This is a genomic window from Anaerolentibacter hominis (assembly GCF_032380675.1).
In the GTDB taxonomy this organism is placed as follows: Bacteria; Bacillota; Clostridia; order Lachnospirales; family Lachnospiraceae; genus Anaerolentibacter; species Anaerolentibacter hominis.
This window is the reverse complement of the sequence record NZ_JAWDIX010000005.1, coordinates 13,201-33,794: the sequence shown is the minus strand read 5'-3', so window position 1 is coordinate 33,794 and position 20,594 is coordinate 13,201. Positions and strand designations below refer to the sequence as shown.

Here is a 20,594-nt window from a genome sequence, read left to right as displayed (position 1 = left end):
GGAGGGATTATCGTGTGTTTTCCAGAATTAATGAAAATAGAGTTTATAAAAGTACGACGCTCTAAAATCCTTCCTCTGATTATAGCCGGGCCATTGCTGGTTGTAATCTCAGGAATTGCAAATTTAAGTCAATACTTTACACCGGAGTACACAAATGCATGGCCCGCCATGTTTATTCAGAGCGCGCTGCTCTTTGCCTATTACCTTCTTCCATTCAGCATGATTGTAGTCTGCGTGATGATAGCAGGCAGAGAAACTCAGAATAACGGGATCATGAAAATGCTGGCCCTGCCCGTCAGCCGTCAGGCACTGGCTCTGGCCAAGTTCTGCGTACTGATATGTTATCTGTTCATTGAATTAGCTGTCTTTTTTATCGTCTTCGCTATAGCCGGCCAGGCAGCAGTCTTTACCTCCGGCATTACAGAGGCATTGCCTCTGTTCTATCTGTTAAAATGGTGTGCCGGACTGTTCCTTACTATGCTTCCCTGCACCGCTGTCATGTGGGGACTTACAGTACTGTTTGAGAAGCCGCTCATTTCCGTTGGCCTGAACCTGCTGCTTGTCATTCCTGGTCTTCTGGCCGGAGCCACCCCTTACTGGTTTTTATATCCTTACTGTTACAGCGGATATCTTGTATCCTGTTCCCTGCATGAATTCACATCCGGCGGTACAGACAGTATATTTCGTTTTTTCCCGTTTCTTCCCTGCGCGATTTTGATTTTTGGTATTGCCCTTATATTATCAGCTGTCGGATTTGGAAAAAAGGAAATGCGGTAAATCCAATACTCCTGGCAGCTGGCTTCCTTCCTTTTATTGAAAACTGGTGAGCAAAAACGCCGTATATTCGTTCTGTACGAATATACGGCGTGCTGCTTCGTTAGTTTACTTCTGTCATCCAGAGCCCATGCAGATTGCAGTAGGCATAGACGGCAACCGGTTTATCTCCCGGTACGACAGAGAACACGGCAATCGGTTCTGCATCCGGTGTAAAATGATATCGCTGGCATCCCAGCTCTGTCTCCAGATAAACCCAGCTGATGCTGTGCTCTTCCGACATGGGGTGCAGGACGCTGCCCACATTTACTTTGATCTCGTTTCCATTGTGCTCCACAACAGGAAGATGCTTTTCGGCAGCTCCCTCTGTTGTATTGGGAACCATTTCTTCCAGTGGTTTTCCGCAGTCACATATTCTATGAATATGTGTGCCATAGATCACTTCGACCATTGTGTCACATTCTTTGCAATATAAAAATACAGGCTTCATAGGTTTCTCCTTTCTGATCAATCTTCCTTATCAGTATGGAGATTCCCGGATATTTCTATACACTTCCTGCTCTGATAAGTGCCTCTGCCCGTCTGAAAAACCGTTATGACGCACTGCTGACCGTGACCGCTGCTGTTTCCTTTTTTGCGTGCTTCCACGGTCCGCTCCGGTAGAACATCACAGACATCACCATAGCCACCGCCCAGCCAATAGGCCATGCGGACCAGATTCCTGCCGGACCCCATACGCCGGACAGAACAATGGCAAGCCCCACTCTCAGGCCAAGGTCAACAAACGTAGCCATCATAAATTTTTTCATCAGTCCAGCTCCCCTCAGTATGCCGTCCGCCACCAGTTTAGCTGATACCACAAAATAGAACGGAGATAATATTCTCAGGAACTGAATCCCGGTATGGATCGCCGCACTGCTGACATCGTCCATGAACAGATAGAGCAGGTACCGCCCCGCAAAGAAATATAAAAGAACCAGCGGCAGGCAGATCAGCCAGACCAGTTTCAGCCCGGCACGAAATCCTTCCTTCACACGTGTAAGCTTACCCGCGCCAATATTTTGTGCTGTAAAATTGGACATACCGTTGCCCAGTGTGGTGAGGGAGGTGATAACCAGATTATTTAATTTTACTGCTGCAGAATAACCTGCCATCACGCTGGTGCCAAAGCTGTTGATGACACCCTGAATGATGATGTTGCCGACGGAGATAAAGCTTTGCTGAATGATACTCGGGACTGCTATTACCGCTATTTTGCTTAAGATCCGCCAGGAAAACTTCTTTATGCGGCCGGCTGTCTCCACCCTTCTGATGCGGCGCAGTACAATCCATATTGCCAGTACGCAGCTTATCCCCTGGCAGATGAAGGTTGCCCATGCCACACCGGCCACACCCATCTTAAACGCGGTGACAAACCAGATATCCACTGCTATATTGGTTAAAGAAGAGGCTGCAAGAAAAAGGAATGGAGTCCTGGAGTCTCCCAGTGCGGAGAATATTCCCGTCGCCACATTGTAAAAGAACAAAAAGGGCAGGCCCAGAATATAAATTTTCAGATAGAGAAGAGAATCCGCCATAACTTCCCCGGGTGTATTAATCAGATGCAGCAGATTCCTGCAGAATACCATTCCCATCAACATTAAGAATGCACACAGGACTGCGCTGGAAATCAAGGTGGTATATACGGCTGTCTTCATATCCTTAAAATCCCTGGCTCCGAACAGCCGGGATACAACAACAGAACATCCGATATTGCAGCCGAACGCAAAAGCAATAAAAATCAGCGTGATTTCGTAACTGTTTCCTACCGCTGCCAGAGCATTTTCCCCGACAAATTTGCCGGCAACAAGGCTGTCCGCAATGTTATAAAGCTGCTGGAAAATGATGCTTCCAAACAGAGGAAGACAAAACTTCCACAGTACCTTCTGAGGTTCTCCAACAGTCAAATCTTTATTCATATCCTTATCTCTCTCCCGCTCTCCTTGAATTTTGAATCCTTGTGTATTATACTCTGCCTTATAGGATATGAAAAATATATAGTTAATATAGTTGAAATACAATTTTGATATGATAGGAGAAACCAGGAATTGGCTATCAATTTTGAATACTACAGAATCTTTTACTACGTTGCAAAATACCGGAATTTAACACAGGCTGCCTCCGCCCTTCTCAGCAATCAGCCCAACGTAACCCGTGTTATAAAAAATATGGAGCATGAGCTCGGCTGTCAGCTTTTTATCCGCTCTAATAAAGGAGTTTCCCTGACTGCAGAGGGGGAACAGCTTTACTCTCATGTTGCAATAGCCTTTGAACAGCTCCAGACAGGTGAGGAAGAACTCTCCGGCTCCATCAGTCTTAAAAGCGGGACTGTTTCCATCGGAGCCAGTGAAACCGCTCTGCATCTTTATCTGCTTGACAAGCTCCGTCTGTTTCATGAAAATTATCCCAATGTCAGACTGAAAGTATACAATTATAATACGCCCCAGGCTATAACTGCCCTCAGAAAGGGCCAGGTTGATTTCGCAGTGGTGGCCACGCCGGCTCCTGTTTCCGCCCCCTTTCAGAGTATCCATTTAAAATCGTTTCAGAACATTCTGGCGGGCGGCGCCCGGTATCAGGAATATTCCAAAGCAAAACACGCACTGAAAGAATTATCCTCCCACTCTCTGATCTGCCTGGATAAAAATACCACCACCCGGGAATTTTATGAACGGTTTTATCTGGAGCATGGTCTGGCCCTGGAGCCTGATATAGAGGTGGCAACCGCAGACCTGGTCCTGCCTATGATTCTGAATAATCTTGGCATTGGCTTTCTGCCTCTGGACTTTGCCAGAAGGGCGATAGAAGAAAAGCAGGTATTTCAGATTCCATTAAATGAATCCATACCGGAACGCTCCATCTGCATGGTCTATGATACCAAGCGGGGATTTGGCGTGGCTGCCAGGGAACTGCAGAATATGCTTCGGGAAGATTCAAACATCTAAAATCGAGCAGGAGGGAGTTAACCACTCCCTCCTGCTCGATTATGAAACGTATTTATCTCAACGTCTTGTTTCTATTTATGCAGCGGATATTTATCAGTCAGGCTCTTCACCAGCTCCATCGCTTTCGCCTTATTGGCGTCCACATCCTCAATCAGCATGGCGATAGCGTCCGCGATAACCGCCATATCATCCGTATTCATACCGCGAGTCGTAACAGCCGGTGTACCTAAGCGGATACCGCTTGTTACAAACGGAGATGCCGGATCATTGGGAACCGCATTTTTATTGCAGGTAATATTAGCCGCATCCAGAAGCTTCTCCGCATCCTTACCGGTTACGCCTTTGTTCTGCAGATCAACCAGAATCAGATGGTTATCCGTTCCTCCGGAAACCAGATTAAATCCATGACTTAAAAGTCCTTTAGCCAAAGCATCCGCATTATCCAGGATTCTCTGCTGATAATCCTTAAATCCAGGCTCCAGAGCCTCTTTGAATGAGACCGCTTTCGCTGCAATCACATGCATCAGAGGACCGCCCTGTGTTCCCGGGAAGATAGATTTATTTAATTTATGTTCCTCCGCAAACTCAGCGCTGGACAGGATCATACCGCCTCTTGGGCCGCGCAGTGTCTTGTGGGTTGTCGTTGTGGTTACATGTGCATATGGGATCGGGCTTGGATGAAGTCCTACTGCTACCAGACCGGCAATATGGGCCATATCCGCCATCAGATAAGCTCCAACCTCATCTGCAATTTCACGGAATCTCTTGAAGTCAATGGTTCTAGCATAAGCGCTGGCACCAGCGATAATTAATTTAGGTTTATTCTCCACAGCCAGACGGTGCACCTCATCATAGTCGATATATCCCTCATCATTTACTCCATAAGGCACAATGTTAAAATAGGTTCCGGAGAAATTGACCGGGCTTCCGTGTGTCAGATGGCCTCCGTGGGCCAGATTCATGCCAAGAATCGTCTCACCAGGCTTTACCAGTGCAAATTCCACAGCCATGTTGGCCTGGGCGCCTGAATGGGGCTGAACATTGGCATACGTACAGCCGAACAGTTTCTTTGCACGCTCAATAGCCATATTCTCGACTACATCCACACACTCACAGCCGCCGTAATATCTCTTGGCCGGATAACCTTCCGCATATTTGTTGGTCAGCGGACTTCCCATTGCTGCCATAACTGCCTCGCTGACAAAGTTTTCAGATGCAATCAGCTCAATATGGCTTTCCTGTCTGTTAATCTCATCCTGAATCGCTGCTGCCACCTCAGGATCTGCTTTTACGATCTCATCATAAGAATACATGGCTGTTGACCTCCTAGGTTATTTTATATTAATTATAACATGATCTTATTAAAGTTCAAGCTTTAAGTAGCTATACAAATATATTACAGGCAGGCTTATAGCTTCTCATAAATAGCCATAACTTGCTCTTGGGTAGCCAGGTTTGGTGAGAACGCGCTGGCGCTGCCCGCCGAAAGGCCCATCTTAAATGCTGCCTCCTCATTCCCTCCGCTCTGCTCATAGCCTGCGATAAAGCCTGCGACCATAGAATCACCTGCTCCAACCGAATTGACCAGCTTGCCTTTCGGCGCTTCGCTCTTATAGACGTTACCAGATGCTGATATCAGCACAGCACCGTCCCCGGCCATGGATACAAGCACATTCTGTGCCCCCATCTCCTGCATTTTTCTGCCGTAAATCACGACATCCTCTTTGTCCTTAATTTCAGCATGGAAAATCTCTGCCAGCTCGTGATTATTAGGCTTGATTAAAAATGGTTTATACTTGAGTACATTGCACAGCAGATCCTTAGTGGCGTCCACCACAAACCGGATACCGCGTCCGGAGAGCCGTTCCAGTATCTTCTCGTAAACATCTGACGGCAGTGTATTTGGTATGCTGCCTGATAAGATCAGAGTATCCCCCACTGTAAGCTTATCCAGCTTCTCAAACATCTCCTCCACTTGCTGCTCCGGAATATCCGGACCCTGTCCGTTGATCTCCGACTCTGTCTCTGTCTTGATTTTCACATTGATCCGGGAAAGTCCTTCCTTTAAATGGATAAAATCGGTCCCGCAGCCATATGACTTTGCTCTCCGCTCAATCTCCTCCCCGGTAAAACCGGCCAGGAATCCCAGCATCACACTGTCAATACCCAGATTTTTCAGTACTACCGATACATTGATTCCTTTTCCTCCCAGAAGCATCTGCTCAAAGGTGGTACGGTGCAGTTCCCCCAGCTGAAAATCTTTGACCCCCACATTATAATCCAGTGACGGATTAAAGGTAACCGTATAAATCATCGTTTCCTCCATTCTGAAGCGCCTGCGCACTCTTTTAAGAGCTTGCGTGCTCTTTTAAGCGCTTGCGTACTTTTATTTTCTCAGAAATTCTTTCAGTTCGTCCACTTCAAATGTATAATTTTTATTGCAGAAATGACAGTTCACCTCAATCGGCTTCCCATCCCGAATCATTTCTGTAAGATCTTTTTTAGCTATGCTGGCAATCGCCTTAGATACTCTCTGTTTACTGCAGTTACAGGAAAACTGTGCCGGAACCCGGTCTGTAATCTCCAGCCCGAATTCTCCCAGAAGCTCTTTAAGTATCTCTTCCGGCGTCATTTCCCGGTCCAGCAGCCCGGTAATAGAATCAAGCCTGCCGATACCGGCTTCCAGCCCGCTGATTACCTCTTCGTCTGCAAAAGGCAGCAGCTGTATGATAAATCCGCCTGCTCTGCGGACCGTATTATCCTTATTCATCAGGACCCCCAGAGCCACGGACGAAGGCACCTGCTCGGAAGTGGCAAAATAATAAGTCAGATCCTCCGCAATTTCCCCGGATACCAGCTGTGTCTGTCCCACATAAGGTTCCTTTAAACCCATATCCTTTATTACACTCAGCACACCCAGATCCAGCGCGCCTCCCACATCCAGCTTCCCCTTGGCATTGGGCGGAAGCATAACCTGGGGATTATGCACATAGCCTTTCACATTGGCCTTAGAATCTGCTGTTACCATCAGCCCACCGATCGGCCCGCTGCATTGAATCTGGAGTGTCAGAAGGTCTTTTTCCCCCTTCATCATGCTTCCCATCATCGCCCCTGCCGTCAGAAGCCGTCCCAGGGCAGCCGTGGCTACCGGGCTGGTATTATGTGCCATCCTGGCATCTTCCACCAGGTCCCTGGTTGTCGCTGCAAAGGCCCTGATCTGTGCATTCGCAGCACTGGCCCTCACTATATAATCACTCATCTTTACCCCCATATCGTATCAAAAAGTCTCCGGCTCCAACTTAATTTGCCGATTAAATTTAAGTACGCCTCGGCGTACTTGCTGCGAGCCGCACGTCATGCTTTGCATGATAAATACATCAGTTACCATCCAGGTTTTGGTCATTGTACGTCTTTCCTGCCTGCCGGCCTTCCCTGGCCACCACATAGATCCGCTCTGAGCTGTCATTGGGCTCTTCCGAGGTAAACGCATCATATGCGCGGACAAAATGCATACCCGCCCGGCCGAGAAGGTCTCTGACCTCGTCAAGCTCCCAGGCCCTCTGGCAGTGCACTTCCTCGTATTTACGGAACAGCTCTCCCTCCCGGATAAACAGGGTCAGATCATATTCATTAATCTTATCTTCCCTGTCATAATAATTTTCCCAGATAAAGCTGGAATCCTCCCGGTTTTCGGCAAAGGTTTTCTCTCCCAGCATTTCCTCATATTTATAAGGAGTATTCAAATCAAAAATAAAAATCCCGTCCCGTTCCAGATAATTATTGACCAGACGGAACACAGACAGAAGATCACTTTCATCTATAATATAATTCAGGCTGTCACAGACACTGACAAAAGCGTTCACCGTGCCGTAGAGTTCAAAGGACCTCATATCCTGCAAAAGATATAAAATGGAATCCCCTTCTCCCATCTTGCCTCTGGCTATCGCCAGCATCTCTTCCGAGTTGTCTATACCGATCATATCAAACCCGGCTGCCGCAAGCTCCATTGTCATACTCCCGGTTCCGCAGCCAAGCTCCGCCACCAGGCCGTCCCTTACTCCATACTGACGCAGCAGGCCGGCCAGATATTTTCCCCACTCCTGATAGGGGACATTGTCCATGAACAGATCGTAAACTTCCGCAAAACTTGTATATTCGTTCATAGTTAAACTGTCCCTCCTGTCAGCCGTAAACCTGGTCAAATGACATCAGGCCGTTATCTGCATTTTACCACGGGCATGTATAGTTTGCAATTCCGTTGGAAATACTTTACATAAATTATGAGGAAAGGTCGTTGTTCCCATGTCAAAAAAGAAAGATAAACCTATTAAACTTTCGGAAATCAAACCAGAGGAACAGTTAAAATATGAGATTGCCACAGAACTGGGCCTGCTGGACAAAGTACTGGCTACAGGCTGGAAAAGCCTGTCTGCGAAAGAGAGCGGACGCGTAGGCGGAATACTGGCCGCCCGCAAAAAAGCCCTGGCAAAAGAAGCAGCCGAGGCACTGAAAAAAAGCAAAGAGGAAGCTATTTCCCACCTCTCAGTCAAGTAATATCTCTTCTCCTAAAGTGAAAGAATAAATCCATTTTTCTTTCACTTTTTTTCCGGTCAGACGGCTGATCGCCTGTGCATAATAATCCAGCTGGATATGATACCGTTTCACCAGGCTTTCCCTTTCATAAACCCGGTCGGTTTTATAATCCACCAGTACAAGTTCATCCTCTTCTCTGAAAAACGCATCTATAATTCCCTGAATCAGAATCTCTTCCGTGCTTTCCACTTCCGGATATACCGCTTCCGCCGGTATGCCGATAACAAAAGGCTGCTCCCGGTAAAGACCGCCAATCTCCGGGGATGCCGCAAACCGCATTCTTTTTCCCAGAGAGGTGCCAAAGAAATGTTCCAGACGGTCTATTTTCACATCGGCCAGATCTTCCGGATTCAGTTTTCCTGCCTTCACCAGTTCCTCAATCTGCCCTCTGATCTGATCCGCTGTATCTGTACGTTCAAAATCCAGGCACTCCATAATCTTATGATAAACCGTGCCAAGGGCAGCGCCTCCGGGTTCTTGCGGATTCCGGTCCATCTGATTCTCTTTCTTTGGAGGAAACAGGATAAGACTTTCTTCCTCATCCGTAAACATCCCCGCCTTTTTCAGTTCCGACACGCTTAATTTGACCGGGAGTTTCGCTTCTCTCTCAAACCGGTACTGCCAGGAGAAATAGGTCTCTATCTCTTTGCGCAGCCTGCTGTCGTACACACGGTCAGAATCGAAGTTTAGCAGTTCTTCTTTCTTCATCTGCTGCCGGACCCACTCTCCTGCTTCCTGGCCTGCCAGTTCCCCGCACTCCATAAACCGGACCACAACCGGACATTGCTCTGCCTCCGGAAGATAACCTCCATCTGCCGGCATACCGCATAGTTCGAACAGGGTGTCCATGCTTTTATGCCTCATAAGTGCGGCCAGAATGTAGTCCAGATAGGAGCTGCAGCCGGTCAGACTATGAAATGAAATCTGTACCTGATTTCTCCCCCTCAGGAAAGCCCATTTCTTTAACTTTGCCTCCAGTGCCGGCACTTCTGCGGCTCCGGTTAATATCAATTTTTCCTTGGCCCTGGTCATGGCTACATACAGAACCCTCAGTTCCTCACCCAGATTATCCAGAACGATTTTCTTCTGCATGATTCTCTTCGCAAGCGTGGGAACCTTTAAACGTTTTTCCGGATCAACATAATCCGGGCCCAGGCCCAGGTCCGGATGAATCACCAGGCTTCCGGCCGCATCACTCTGATTAAATTTCTTCGAGATACCCGCCAGAAAAACAATCGGAAATTCCAGGCCCTTGCTCTTATGGATACTCATGATCCTTACCGTGTCCGGATTCTCCCCTGTTAAATTGGCTTCCCCGTAATCAATCTCGTATTTTTGTATCTTTTCCATATACCGGTTAAAAGAAAACAGGCCTCTGTACCCGGTATTTTCAAAATCCACCGCCTGGCTCAGGAGCATGTTAAGATTTTCTTTCCTCTTTTCTCCCCCCGGAAGGGCCAGCACATATCTCTGATATCCTGTTTTCTCCAGCGCCAGCACCAGCAGGTCATACACACTTAAATAGGCTGCCTGACAGCGAAGGTTTTCCAGAGTTTCCAGAAATCCAAGGGCTTTTTCCGCCAGTAAATCCTTGCCGCTCTTTCCATAACTTAAAAGCGCTTCATAGAAATCTTTCTGCATCCCTCCGAGGCTTCGTATCCTTGCCAGTTCTTCCGCAGAAAATCCGCCGATAAAGGAGCGCAGCACCGCCGCCAGCGGAATATCCTGTCTGGGGTTATCAATTACTTTCAGCAGGGCCAGAGCCGTCTGTACTTCCGATGCGGAAAAATACCCGGTCTGTGTATCTGCAAAGGCCCCGATTCCCTCTGCCGTCAGCGTCTCGCTGAAGATATCGCTCCAGCCTGACATGGTCCGGAGCAAAATCACAATGTCACCCGGCACTGCCGGACGATATTCTCCTGTATCGCCATCCAGAATCCGCATGCCGGTTTCAGGGTCGGTAAGTTCCCGGATACGGGCGGCAATCGCCCTGGCCTCCCGCTCTCTTGCAGAACTCTCTTCCGCTTCTTCTGACTCCTCTTCCCCGGCGTTTACCAGGATAAGCTCCATATTTTCCGAATGAATCAGATCGGTTTCTGGAAAGCTTCCGCCCTGATAAAGGGCATTGGCATCATCATAGATGATTCCTCCCAGCTCTTTCGTCATAATCTGCCGGAACATAAAATTTACCGGTTCCAGAACCGCATCCTTTCTGCTTCGAAAATTATGGTGCAGGTCAATTCTCTGGTACAGACTGTCATCTGCAGAATAGGAACTGTATTTATCCATAAATAATTCCGGACGGGCAAGACGGAATTTATAAATGCTCTGCTTCACATCACCCACCATGAATTCATTCGGGGTTCCCGCCATTTCTCTGGAGATAGCGTGCAGAATGATATCCTGGACAAAGTTGCTGTCCTGGTACTCATCAATCAGAATTTCTTCAAATCGTTCCCGGTACTCTTGTGCAGCCGGTGTAATCTGATTCTCTCCGTCATGTTTTATTAAAACATCCAGAGCAAAATGCTCCAGATCGTTAAAGTCTACCAGATTCCGCTCCGCCTTGGCCTGACGGTATCTCAGGTGCAGTTCTTCTGTAATATCAATCAGCGCTGCCATGGGTTCCGACAATTTGGCCAGATCCTCACACATCCCGTCAAAGTCCCTGAAAAAGAAATCCTTCAGCATCCCCGACAATGTTTTCTTTATGTCATCCCTTATCAGCTTTACTGTTTCCTTTTTATCTGCCAGAACGGTTCCATCCCTCTTGGAAGAAAGCCGGTCCCACCCGGAATGTCCCTGAAAGCACTCTGCATACTCCGGATAGGATGTACAGCAATTCAGCCTGTCCAGAAAGAGTCCATCCGCCAGCAGGGCTGGCTCATACATATACGGTCCTCCATCCTCCCGGCAGACTGCAAGGGCCTCTTCGTTCATCTGCAGCAGATCCATGATCTGAACATTCAGATACTGCATCAGTGCCTTCATCCAGGGAGACTTAAGAACCTGCTCTTTTTTTGACATCCCGAATATATTCCGGTTTTCCTCAAGCCACTCCTGCGGCCAGGGATAACTGAGGGAAAAGTGATGCAGATTCAAAATCATATTTTCGATTCCCATATCGCTCCGGGCGGTGGAATAACAGTCCGTCAGTTTTTTAAAATCTTCCCTTTCTTCCTCATACCACTCTTCCAGCAGTTCTCCCAGCACATCCGATTTGAGCAGGGTCAGCTCACTCTCCTGTGCCACCCGAAATCCTGGTTCCAGATCAATCTCGTTGAAATGATTCCGTATCACATCCAGGCAGAAGCTGTGTATCGTGGTGATCATTGCACTGTTTAAGAGAGTCAGCTGCTTCTGCAAATGTACATTTTCCGGATCTTCGGCGATCTTTTTTTCCAGAGCCGCTCCGATTCTCTCCTTCATCTGTGCTGCCGCGGCATTCGTAAACGTTACTACCAGGAGGCGGTCAATATCAACAGGGTGCGCTTCATCCATAATCATGGCAATAATCCGCTCCACCAGCACGGCGGTTTTGCCGGAACCGGCAGCTGCAGAAACCAGTATATTCCGGTTTCTCAGATCAATTACCTGACGCTGTTCTCTGGTCCATTGGATTTCTCCCATCCCTTTGCCTCCTCCATTTTTTTCTTCATTTCTTCCATATCTGCCTTCTTAAGCGTCCGGTACCGATTCTTTCCGCTCTTTCTGTCAAAGCCGCAGACACTCCGGTAAGGACAGTAATCACAGGCTGTTCTTCCATTATACTGGTATGGAGAGATATCTGCTTTTCCCTCCATGATGGATTCTCCCAGTTCCTTTACCTTACGGTCAGCAAATCGCACGATATCTTGAAAAGTCTCCGAATCTGCCACATGAGACCGCTTCCCGATCTTACCGCTTCGGTCAGTTTCCACCGGAAACAGCAGTGACTTTGCCGATGCCTTTACACCGGTTCCATCCTCCGCTGCCAGCGTGCGGTCCATCTCGAGGATCACCTCCTCGCTGCCGTTTGCCAGCCCGCTCATCCTGACTTCCTTAAGCAGCGCGTCCTCCCCCGGCGCTTCTCCATTTGTCTCCACAATCGGGTCATCCACATGGTAATAAAAGATACCAGCCGGTACAACTTCCTTATCCGGATGTTTTTTCTTCTCATAGGCCATCGCCTGTTTCATATAGACCACGAGCTGCAGCTGCAGCCCATGAAAAAGAGAGGACAAATCAAAGGCAGTCCTGCCGGTCTTATAATCTATAATCTTCACATGGATGGAGTCCGCGCTCTCCTTCACATCAACCCTGTCAATCTTCCCCTGCAGCCGCATCTGTTTTCCTTCTTCCAGCTCATACTGCGCCCCATCCTCTCCCCGGAAAACCAGTTCATATTCCGCCGGGGCAAATTCGCCCCTTTTAACATGCTCACACAGGGCCCAGGCAGTTCGTTTCATTGTCTGTTCCATACGCCCCGCCAGATAGGCGGTCCGGTGATTCTGAAAGAAAATCTGATTTTCATATCTGCCGGTTACCTCCCTGACGCTTTCAACCGCCAGCCTGTCTCTCTCTTCATCAGTAAGTCCGCTCCATCTCAGGCCTTCGGCCTCTATCCTTCTGCCGAACTGCTCAATGGACTCATGGAGGATATTTCCAAAATCCACCGCCTCCACTACATATTCCGGTCTTTCATTCAATTTCAGCCCGTACGCCATAAAGTGGGCAAACGGGCAGCCCGCGTATTTCTCAAGCCTTGTCACGCTGCCCTCCAGGCAGTTGCCGTACAGCAGGTCAACCGCTTCTGGGGAGAGGGGTTTTACCTCATTTCTATAGAAAACTCCCTGTATCATCCGCCGCAGGTCTTCCTGCCGGCCGCTTCTGATATACCAGGCGTAAAGTTCCCGCCATAAATCGTCCTCCGGGACAGCTCCCGAATATTCTTTCAATCCATTTACCAGATAAGAAAAGCCTCTCTCTCTGGCAAGTGCCGCCTCCGTCCCGGATTTTTCCATGCTTTCTCCGGCCGTAAGCCTCGTAAAAACCTGTTCCAGCTTGTGAATTAAATAAGATGGGCGCAGAGACTTTCCGTCGCTTCCCACCTGGCTGAACGTAAGATACAGCTTTTCCGAAGGCTTGGTCATATTCAGGTATAAATAGAACTGTTCCGTATAAGCGGCCTGTCTTCTGGTCGGCGCCATTTCCAGCTGGTATTCTGCCAGTATTTCCCTGTCCATGTCCGAGATAATACCGCCTCGCCCCGATGCTTTCGGTATTATACCGTCGTTTACCCCTGCAAAAATCAGGACCTTTATACTTTTCAGCCTTGTTCTCTCGATATCTCCCACAACAACCTGATCCAGTACCGATGGGATCAGCCCTATTTTAATCTCTCCAAATCCAGTTTCCAAAATCCCGCCGAAGTCTTCCAGAGAGATCACGTCCTCCCCAAGCAGGACGCTCACCTGATCAAGCAAAGTCGTGATCCCCTCATAGACCGCCTCGTATTCCCTGGAAGAAAGAGGTTCTTCCGTCTCCTCAAAATCAGCCCGGTGCTGATTCAGCGTCTCCATCGTATCTGATAACTCCAGAAACTCCCGCAGCGCATCCGCCATCTCCGATACCGTAGCGCCTTTCTTGCGCATTTTTTCTCTTAACGGGCGTATCTGCTCCATAAACCGGCTGCGGATTTCCTCAATCTGTGTCCCCTCTTTGGTCACAAGCCAGGATCTGTTCCATCTTCGGTACCCTCTCACCCCATATTTCAGAACATAATTCTCCAGCCGGTCTGTCTCATCTCTACTGAATCCTGCCAGCCCGGTTTTTAAATATCGGAATACACCTTCGTAGGCGAAGTCTTTTTTCAGTATTTCAATCAGGCCTAAAATCATCTCTACCTGGGGGCTTGAGAGAATACCCTCCTTCTGATCCAGAAAGAATGGAACCTGTTCCCTGGGAAATATTTTCTTTACAAATCGTCCGTACTGCTCCAGATCTCCGGTTACAACCGCTATGTCCCGGTACCTGCAGTATCCTCCCCGAACCAGACGGGTAATCTCCTGTGCGGCAAAGCACACTTCCTCCTCAGGAGTCCGGGAGATATGGATAACAACATCTCTCTGCTCTTCCTCAAACCGCTGCCACGGAAAGCGGAACAAGTTCTTCTCAAGGGCTGCCAGCGCTCTGCTCCCCCGAAAACGAAACGGCGTACCGCTCCTCACCGGATAGACCGGAGGTTCCACAGCTACCCCCACTTCCTCAGCCAGATTCTCCAGTTTGTGTATCGTTTTCCGGCTCAGATAAAAGAGCTGGAATTCCTCTTCACTTCGGCTTAAATCCTCCCTGGGATCAATCGTTACCGTCACCAGAACCTTTTTGCAGAGTCGCAGCAGCTTTCCAATAACCTTATACTGGGACGGAGTAAAACCAGTAAAGCCGTCAAGACAAATGACACAGTCCCTAAACATACCGGAGGTATCCAGCAGATCACTCAAAATGTCCAGAATCTCCTCCGCGGTAATAAAGCGCTCCCGCATCATATCCTGAAACGCACGGTAGATAACCAGAATATCATCCAGTTTTCCCTTAAGCATCGGCTTATTCACCAACTGATCTCTGACCTGTTCAAGTTCCCCGTCACTGATACTGTATTGATAAAATTCCGAAATCATCGACTGCAGTTCATCAATAAATCCGGCCTTGTTTATGTTCTTAAATATCTTAAGTTCTCCCGCCTTCTCCGACACCACACGGCGCAGAATCATACTTTTTCCTGTATCATCAAGAACCGGGCGTCCGCACAGCCCGGCCTCATCAAATACCCGGTAAGCCAGCCTCACAAAGCTTAAAATATCGATATTCATGATGCCATGGTTCGGATGCAGGCTGACCAGATCCTTCTGTGTCTGAAGGGTAAACTGTTCCGGTACAACAATCAGATAAGTAGTATCCGGATTCTCCATGGATTTATCTATAATCTCTTTATGCAGACAATAGGACTTTCCCGCCCCGCTGCTGCCCAAAATAAACTGTAGCGACATACTTTTTCCTCTTTTGTTCCTGAACAAAGTGTGATCCCGCCAGGATGGCTTTTTATTACTTGGGTAAGTTTGGAAAACGAATAAAAAACAGAAGCAACTTTTGCAATCAGTATAGCATAAATTAGCTTGGGAGGCGATAGAATGAATTAAAAGCAATAAATGGCTGCTCCTTTTCTCGTTTTTGCGCTCTGCCTGCAGGCAATGCACAGACTCTCAAAATCTTTGGTTCTGCCTGCTGGTTTTGATGCATAAAATATAGAGAAAGAAATACTGCGGAGGGGATTATGAAGAATACAAAAATAGTAGTTTTGCGTGTCAAAGAAATCATATATACAGCTCTGTTCGTCGCACTGGGGATTCTCCTCATCCTGCTTCTCATATTTATGTTCCTCCCCTCTGATAAATCGGAACCTACCATGGGGACACCGGCAGTGGGTGATGAAATATCAGAAATTCAATATACACCAGGTGTGTACACGACAGAATTTAAACTAAATAATACAGTGATGAATCTGGAGGTTGTCGTTGATGAAGATCACATCAACTCAGTCAGCCTGGTCAACATCGACAGTGATGTGACTACGATGTATCCGCTGATCGAACCTGCGCTGGAGTCAATCTCCCTCCAGCTGAGCAACGGGGTGTCTCTGGAAAAGGTAGTGCTCTCCGAGGACAGCCGCTACACCCAGACCCTGCTGATGGAGACCATAGCAGAAACTCTGAATAAGGCCAAAGTCGAGAAAGACGATCTGACCGTATCAAAATAAGCGTCCCGCTCGCTTATCATAAATACAACACTACATAGCAGGCCTGTCTGACAAAGCCATTCAGAGCAGGCTGCGGCAAACACTAAAGCGCAGGTCATATTAGTGTTTACTGCTCAGCTTACTGTAAAAAGGGAAGGCAATCCATACAGGATTTCCTTCCCTTGTCTATTTCCCTTATTCTAATATACACCCGTCTGTAGAAATGGTAACAACCTGCCACGGAATAAACTTACCGCTCTTTTTCAACGCATTGACCGCTGCATGTTCAATTCCCCCGCAGCACGGCACCTCCATGCGGACTATGGTCAGGCTCTTGATTTCATTCCTGCTGATAATCTCCGTCAGCTTCTCTGTATAATCGCCTTCATCCAGCTTCGGGCATCCGATCAGTGTAATTCTCCCCCGCATCAAGTCCTGATGAAAATTACCATAGGCGTATGCGGTACAATCAGCGGCAATCAAAAGATTTGCCCCACTAAAATAGGGTGCGTTCACCGGAGCCAGCTTAATCTGAACCGGCCACTGCTTCAATTGAGATTCCGAATGATAAACAGTCTTGTTGACCGGAGAATCCTCCTCCCTCTCAATTGTTCGGGACTGACTTCCCGGACATCCGCACGGCAGGTTCATCTCTTCCTCCTGTATCTTCTTCTGTTTATTCTCCATTACGGCATCGTGATCATAGGCTGCCGCCTCCCTCTCAACAAAAGTAATCGCGTCCATCGGACAGGCCGGCAGGCAGTCACCTAATCCGTCGCAGTAATCATCACGCAGCAATTTCGCCTTTCCCTCCGCCATGCCGATGGCGCCTTCGTGACAGGCCCTGGCACACAAACCGCAGCCATTACATTTTTCTTCATTTATCTGGATTATCTTTCGAATCATGGTAACCTCCTTCTTAACTTGACTATCTGAATTTATTTTAATATGATAAATGTAATCTGTATGTTGTTATAACAACATTTCAAGAGAATTGGAGAAATATATGGACGAAAAATATTTAGCGGATACTATTTTATTCCGGGGTACCTCTCCCCAGGAGATCCATTCTATGCTGGACTGTCTGCAGGCAAAATACCGGCAGTATGCAAAGGGTGAAACGATTCTGGCTGCCGGCATACCGGTAACCTCCATGGGACTTGTACTTTCAGGCAGCGTCCGTGTCGAAAATAACGATATCTGGGGTAATACCAGTGTGTTGGGCAATGCAGTACCCGGGGAGGTCTTTGCGGAAACCTATGCCTGTATACCCGATGAGCCTCTGCTGGTAAATGTGGTTGCCGCAGAAGCCAGCAAAATCGTGTTTTTAAATATGGAGCGCCTGTTAACTCCCTGTTCCAGGTCATGCCCCCATCACAGCAGGCTGATTCGCAATCTGCTGACGATTTCATCCCAGAAAAACCTGAATCTATCCAGACGGATTTTTCACACCTCATCCAAAACCATACGGGGCCGCCTGCTTTCCTACCTCTCCTTCCAGGCGGCATATCATGGCAGCAGGACATTTATCATTCCCTTTAACCGCCAGCAGCTGGCGGATTATCTCAGTGTGGAGCGCAGCGCCCTTTCAAATGAACTGAGCAAAATGCAGCGGGACGGAATTCTTACCGTACACCGGAACGAATTCTGTTTAAATGAACTATCTTCCTCATTTCCCCTGCCGTAATACTGCTCGTTTTATGTTATGATAAAAAAGTGAGGTGACTGTGGAACTGTTCGGTATCCATAGTCAGAAGGAATAATCACAGGAGGTTATATGATAATATGGCAACACTGAAATCACTGCTGGAAACAGCAGATTCCTACAGAGAAAAAATGATCACCGCACTGCCGCCGGATAAAGAGGCGGCGGTCTCCTCGGATCGTCACTTTCGTGACGGCCAGGCCGCCTATGACTTCATGCTGGCTGCCGCCCGTCAGGATCATATGGATATTACAGAAGAAACCATAAAAAGGCTGCACAGTCTGCTCTATGAGAAGCCGGATGCAGACCGGTACCGCACTTATGCGGCTCTCATTTCTGAAATAAACTATACACCTGCGGCGCCGGAGGATATTCCCCGGCTTATGGACCACCTGGCCAATCAGATCCGTTCTTCCAGGACCACGCTCCATCCTATCGAGCTGGCGGCCATGGCGCAGCAGCGCCTCATCAGTATCTATCCCTTTTCTGATGGAAATGGCAGGACCGCACGTCTCCTGATGAATCTCATTCTTGTAAATGCCGGATACGGTATGGTCTCTATTCCGCCGGAGCGCCAGGAGGAGTACCTGAACTGCCTTTCCGCCGCTATCAAACAAGGAGATATGGACCGCTTATCCAAATTCATCGCAGAATGTGTTATAGAGTCGGAAAAAGAATACTGTAAACGAATTTAACGCACAAAACAAATGACGGCACGCTTCGCGAGACGTCTTATCGTATGAAAAAAGCTGACCGCAGCGTTTTCACTACCGCAGGTCAGCTTTTCATATTTTCTCTCAATAATTAATACAGTTTTGCTCCGGCCGGAATATGATCATCCACCATCAGAAGATGAAGTTTTTCCTCTCCTTCTTCCGTGTGAATCGCTGACAGAAGCATACCGCAGGAATCAATCCCCATCATCTTTCTCGGAGGAAGGTTTGTGATTGCGATACAAGTCTTTCCGATCAGCTCTTCCGGTTCGTAAAACTCATGAATTCCGCTTAAAATTGTACGTTCTTCGCCTGTTCCATCGTCCAGAGTGAACTGTAAGAGCTTTTTGCTCTTCGGTACAGCTACGCAATCTTTCACCTTTACCGCTCTGAAATCAGACTTGCTGAAGGTATCAAAATCAACGGATTCCTCAAACAGCGGCTCGATTTTCACCTTAGAAAAGTCGATTTTTTCTTCCGCAGCCGGTACAGCTTCAACTGCTTTTTCTGCCTTCCTGGAACCACTATTTCCGTCCAGAGATTTCATCGTCGGGAACAGCAGTACGTCCCTGATGGCCTGGGAATCTGTCAGCAGCATAACCAGACGGTCGATGCCGTAACCGATACCGCCCGTAGGGGGCATACCGATACTCAGTGCGTTTAAGAAGTCTTCATCCGTATGGTTTGCTTCCTCATCGCCTGCTGCAAAGGCTTCCTCCTGGGCCTGGAAACGCTCTCTCTGGTCGATCGGATCATTTAACTCCGAGTAAGCGTTACACATCTCTCTGCCGTAGATAAACAGCTCGAAACGCTCCACCAGCTCCGGATTCTCCGGTTTTTTCTTCGTCAAAGGAGAAATTGCCAGCGGATGATCCATAACAAAGGTAGGCTGGATCATCTTCTCCTCACAGAACGCCTCAAAGAACAGATTAATAATATCACCTGTTTTATGGCGTGCTTCATACTCAACATGGTGTTCATCCGCCAGTCTCTTGGCTTCTTCTTCGGTCTTTACCTCAGAAAAATCAACACCCGCATATTTCTTGATCGCATCAATCATGGTAATGCGCTCAAATGGTTTGGACATATCAATAACGGTACCATTGTAGCTGATCACAGCGCTTCCGCACACTTTCTCTGCCAGATAGCGGAACATGCTCTCGGTCAGCTCCATCATACCTTCATAATCAGTATAAGCCTGATATAATTCCATCAGGGTGAACTCCGGGTTATGGCGGGTATCCACACCCTCATTCCGGAAAACCCTTCCGATCTCGTACACTCTCTCCAGACCGCCCACAATCAGGCGCTTCAGATAGAGTTCCAGGGAAATACGAAGCTTCACGTCCTCATCCAGGGCGTTAAAATGCGTTTCAAAGGGTCTTGCGGCCGCACCGCCCGCATTGGATACAAGCATGGGAGTCTCTACTTCCATAAAGCCTCTGTTATCCAGAAAGCTGCGGATCTCTTTGATGATCTGGGACCTCTTGATAAAGGTATCCTTAACCTCGGGATTCATGATCAGATCCACATATCTCTGACGATATCTCATATCGGTATCCGTCAGTCCGTGAAATTTCTCCGGTAAAATCTGAAGGCTCTTAGTCAGGAGAGTAACCTCAGTGGCATGGATGGAAATCTCACCGGTTTTTGTCTTAAATACTTCACCTTTGATTCCCAGAATATCACCAATATCAAATTTCTTAAAAGCTTTATAGGATTCTTCCCCGATATTATCCCTGGCCACATAGGCCTGAATATTACCCTGAAGATCCTGGATATTACAGAACGAAGCCTTGCCCATGACACGCTTAAACATCATACGGCCGGCTATTGATACCGTCTGCCCTTCCAGCGTATCAAAGTGATCCTTGATCTCCAAACTGTGATGTGTCACATCATATTTGGTAATCTGAAATGGATCTCTGCCATTATCCTGCAGTTCCTTTAACTTGTCTCTTCTTATTTGAAGCAGTGCATTTAAATCCTGTTGTTGATTATTATTTTCTCCTGCCAAAATCCGTTCTCCCCTTTATGTAGCCCACTGGCTT

At 47.8% G+C, this 20,594-nt stretch carries 16 protein-coding genes; 6 read left to right on the top strand and 10 right to left on the bottom strand.

The window, feature by feature from the left end; translation table 11 throughout:
- The first annotated feature begins 30 nt into the window (after nt 1–30).
- Nucleotides 31–777, top strand: a complete 747-nt coding sequence (locus ABCW47_RS13545; RefSeq protein ID WP_425516090.1) for an ABC transporter permease — start codon at nt 31–33, stop codon at nt 775–777.
- Between the two features lie 100 nt (nt 778–877).
- Here ABCW47_RS13545 and ABCW47_RS13540 read toward each other — a convergent pair whose 3' ends face one another.
- On the bottom strand, nt 878–1,264 hold the full coding sequence (locus tag ABCW47_RS13540; protein ID WP_343210468.1) for a desulfoferrodoxin family protein: 387 nt from the start codon (nt 1,262–1,264) through the stop codon (nt 878–880).
- Between the two features lie 103 nt (nt 1,265–1,367).
- On the bottom strand, nt 1,368–2,732 hold the full coding sequence (locus tag ABCW47_RS13535; RefSeq protein ID WP_343210467.1) for an MATE family efflux transporter: 1,365 nt from the start codon (nt 2,730–2,732) through the stop codon (nt 1,368–1,370).
- Nucleotides 2,733–2,861: 129 nt separating this feature from the next.
- On the opposite strand from ABCW47_RS13535, the gene ABCW47_RS13530 reads away from it, so the two are divergent.
- A complete protein-coding gene (locus ABCW47_RS13530) occupies nt 2,862–3,758 on the top strand; it encodes a LysR family transcriptional regulator (protein ID WP_343210466.1) in 897 nt (298 codons plus the stop codon).
- A 71-nt stretch (nt 3,759–3,829) separates the two neighbouring features.
- Here the strand turns inward: ABCW47_RS13530 and glyA are convergent, their stop codons facing one another.
- The 4 genes from glyA to ABCW47_RS13510 form a co-directional block, all read right to left on the bottom strand.
- Nucleotides 3,830–5,071 carry a serine hydroxymethyltransferase gene (gene glyA, locus ABCW47_RS13525; protein ID WP_343210465.1) on the bottom strand — a complete coding sequence of 414 codons (1,242 nt, stop codon included), beginning with the start codon at nt 5,069–5,071 and terminating at the stop codon, nt 3,830–3,832.
- A 95-nt stretch (nt 5,072–5,166) separates the two neighbouring features.
- Nucleotides 5,167–6,072: a 1-phosphofructokinase gene (gene pfkB, locus ABCW47_RS13520; RefSeq protein ID WP_343210464.1), complete on the bottom strand. Its 906-nt coding sequence runs from the start codon at nt 6,070–6,072 to the stop codon at nt 5,167–5,169.
- A 72-nt stretch (nt 6,073–6,144) separates the two neighbouring features.
- Complete coding sequence (hslO, locus tag ABCW47_RS13515) at nt 6,145–7,017, bottom strand: Hsp33 family molecular chaperone HslO (protein ID WP_343210463.1); 873 nt, start codon at nt 7,015–7,017, stop codon at nt 6,145–6,147.
- 118 nt (nt 7,018–7,135) lie between these two features.
- Nucleotides 7,136–7,921, bottom strand: a complete 786-nt coding sequence (locus ABCW47_RS13510; protein ID WP_343210462.1) for a class I SAM-dependent DNA methyltransferase — start codon at nt 7,919–7,921, stop codon at nt 7,136–7,138.
- A 139-nt stretch (nt 7,922–8,060) separates the two neighbouring features.
- Between ABCW47_RS13510 and ABCW47_RS13505 the strand changes: the two genes are divergently transcribed.
- On the top strand, nt 8,061–8,312 hold the full coding sequence (locus ABCW47_RS13505; protein WP_343210461.1) for an alpha/beta-type small acid-soluble spore protein: 252 nt from the start codon (nt 8,061–8,063) through the stop codon (nt 8,310–8,312).
- On the opposite strand, the gene addA is transcribed toward ABCW47_RS13505, so the two are convergent.
- Nucleotides 8,301–11,981: a helicase-exonuclease AddAB subunit AddA gene (gene addA, locus ABCW47_RS13500; protein ID WP_343210460.1), complete on the bottom strand. Its 3,681-nt coding sequence runs from the start codon at nt 11,979–11,981 to the stop codon at nt 8,301–8,303. The two genes, ABCW47_RS13505 and addA, sit on opposite strands and share 12 nt — an antisense overlap.
- Entirely contained in the window at nt 11,942–15,379 is a 3,438-nt protein-coding gene (gene addB / locus ABCW47_RS13495) for a helicase-exonuclease AddAB subunit AddB (RefSeq protein ID WP_343210459.1), read from the bottom strand. Before addB ends, addA begins: the two co-directional genes overlap by 40 nt.
- 284 nt (nt 15,380–15,663) lie before the next feature.
- On the opposite strand from addB, the gene ABCW47_RS13490 reads away from it, so the two are divergent.
- Nucleotides 15,664–16,146 carry a hypothetical protein gene (locus tag ABCW47_RS13490; protein WP_343210458.1) on the top strand — a complete coding sequence of 161 codons (483 nt, stop codon included), beginning with the start codon at nt 15,664–15,666 and terminating at the stop codon, nt 16,144–16,146.
- A 174-nt stretch (nt 16,147–16,320) separates the two neighbouring features.
- On the opposite strand, the gene ABCW47_RS13485 is transcribed toward ABCW47_RS13490, so the two are convergent.
- On the bottom strand, nt 16,321–17,031 hold the full coding sequence (locus ABCW47_RS13485; protein ID WP_343210457.1) for a 4Fe-4S dicluster domain-containing protein: 711 nt from the start codon (nt 17,029–17,031) through the stop codon (nt 16,321–16,323).
- A 100-nt stretch (nt 17,032–17,131) separates the two neighbouring features.
- Between ABCW47_RS13485 and ABCW47_RS13480 the strand changes: the two genes are divergently transcribed.
- Together ABCW47_RS13480 and ABCW47_RS13475 are read left to right on the top strand one after the other, a co-directional pair.
- Nucleotides 17,132–17,812: a Crp/Fnr family transcriptional regulator gene (locus tag ABCW47_RS13480; RefSeq protein ID WP_343210456.1), complete on the top strand. Its 681-nt coding sequence runs from the start codon at nt 17,132–17,134 to the stop codon at nt 17,810–17,812.
- Between the two features lie 98 nt (nt 17,813–17,910).
- Nucleotides 17,911–18,525, top strand: coding sequence for a Fic family protein (locus tag ABCW47_RS13475; RefSeq protein ID WP_343210455.1), 615 nt, complete (start codon nt 17,911–17,913; stop codon nt 18,523–18,525).
- Nucleotides 18,526–18,634: 109 nt separating this feature from the next.
- Here the strand turns inward: ABCW47_RS13475 and lysS are convergent, their stop codons facing one another.
- A complete protein-coding gene (gene lysS, locus ABCW47_RS13470) occupies nt 18,635–20,560 on the bottom strand; it encodes a lysine--tRNA ligase (RefSeq protein ID WP_343210454.1) in 1,926 nt (641 codons plus the stop codon).
- Nucleotides 20,561–20,594: the final 34 nt, after the last annotated feature.

Coding starts and splice junctions, on each gene's coding strand:
- ABCW47_RS13545 (WP_425516090.1), top strand. CDS start 31: ATGAAAATAGAGTTTATAAAAGTACGACGCTCTAAAATCCTTCCTCTG.
- ABCW47_RS13540 (WP_343210468.1), bottom strand. CDS start 1,264: ATGAAGCCTGTATTTTTATATTGCAAAGAATGTGACACAATGGTCGAA.
- ABCW47_RS13535 (WP_343210467.1), bottom strand. CDS start 2,732: ATGAATAAAGATTTGACTGTTGGAGAACCTCAGAAGGTACTGTGGAAG.
- glyA (WP_343210465.1), bottom strand. CDS start 5,071: ATGTATTCTTATGATGAGATCGTAAAAGCAGATCCTGAGGTGGCAGCA.
- pfkB (WP_343210464.1), bottom strand. CDS start 6,072: ATGATTTATACGGTTACCTTTAATCCGTCACTGGATTATAATGTGGGG.
- hslO (WP_343210463.1), bottom strand. CDS start 7,017: ATGAGTGATTATATAGTGAGGGCCAGTGCTGCGAATGCACAGATCAGG.
- ABCW47_RS13510 (WP_343210462.1), bottom strand. CDS start 7,921: ATGAACGAATATACAAGTTTTGCGGAAGTTTACGATCTGTTCATGGAC.
- ABCW47_RS13505 (WP_343210461.1), top strand. CDS start 8,061: ATGTCAAAAAAGAAAGATAAACCTATTAAACTTTCGGAAATCAAACCA.
- addA (WP_343210460.1), bottom strand. CDS start 11,981: ATGGGAGAAATCCAATGGACCAGAGAACAGCGTCAGGTAATTGATCTG.
- addB (WP_343210459.1), bottom strand. CDS start 15,379: ATGTCGCTACAGTTTATTTTGGGCAGCAGCGGGGCGGGAAAGTCCTAT.
- ABCW47_RS13490 (WP_343210458.1), top strand. CDS start 15,664: ATGAAGAATACAAAAATAGTAGTTTTGCGTGTCAAAGAAATCATATAT.
- ABCW47_RS13485 (WP_343210457.1), bottom strand. CDS start 17,031: ATGATTCGAAAGATAATCCAGATAAATGAAGAAAAATGTAATGGCTGC.
- ABCW47_RS13480 (WP_343210456.1), top strand. CDS start 17,132: ATGGACGAAAAATATTTAGCGGATACTATTTTATTCCGGGGTACCTCT.
- ABCW47_RS13475 (WP_343210455.1), top strand. CDS start 17,911: ATGGCAACACTGAAATCACTGCTGGAAACAGCAGATTCCTACAGAGAA.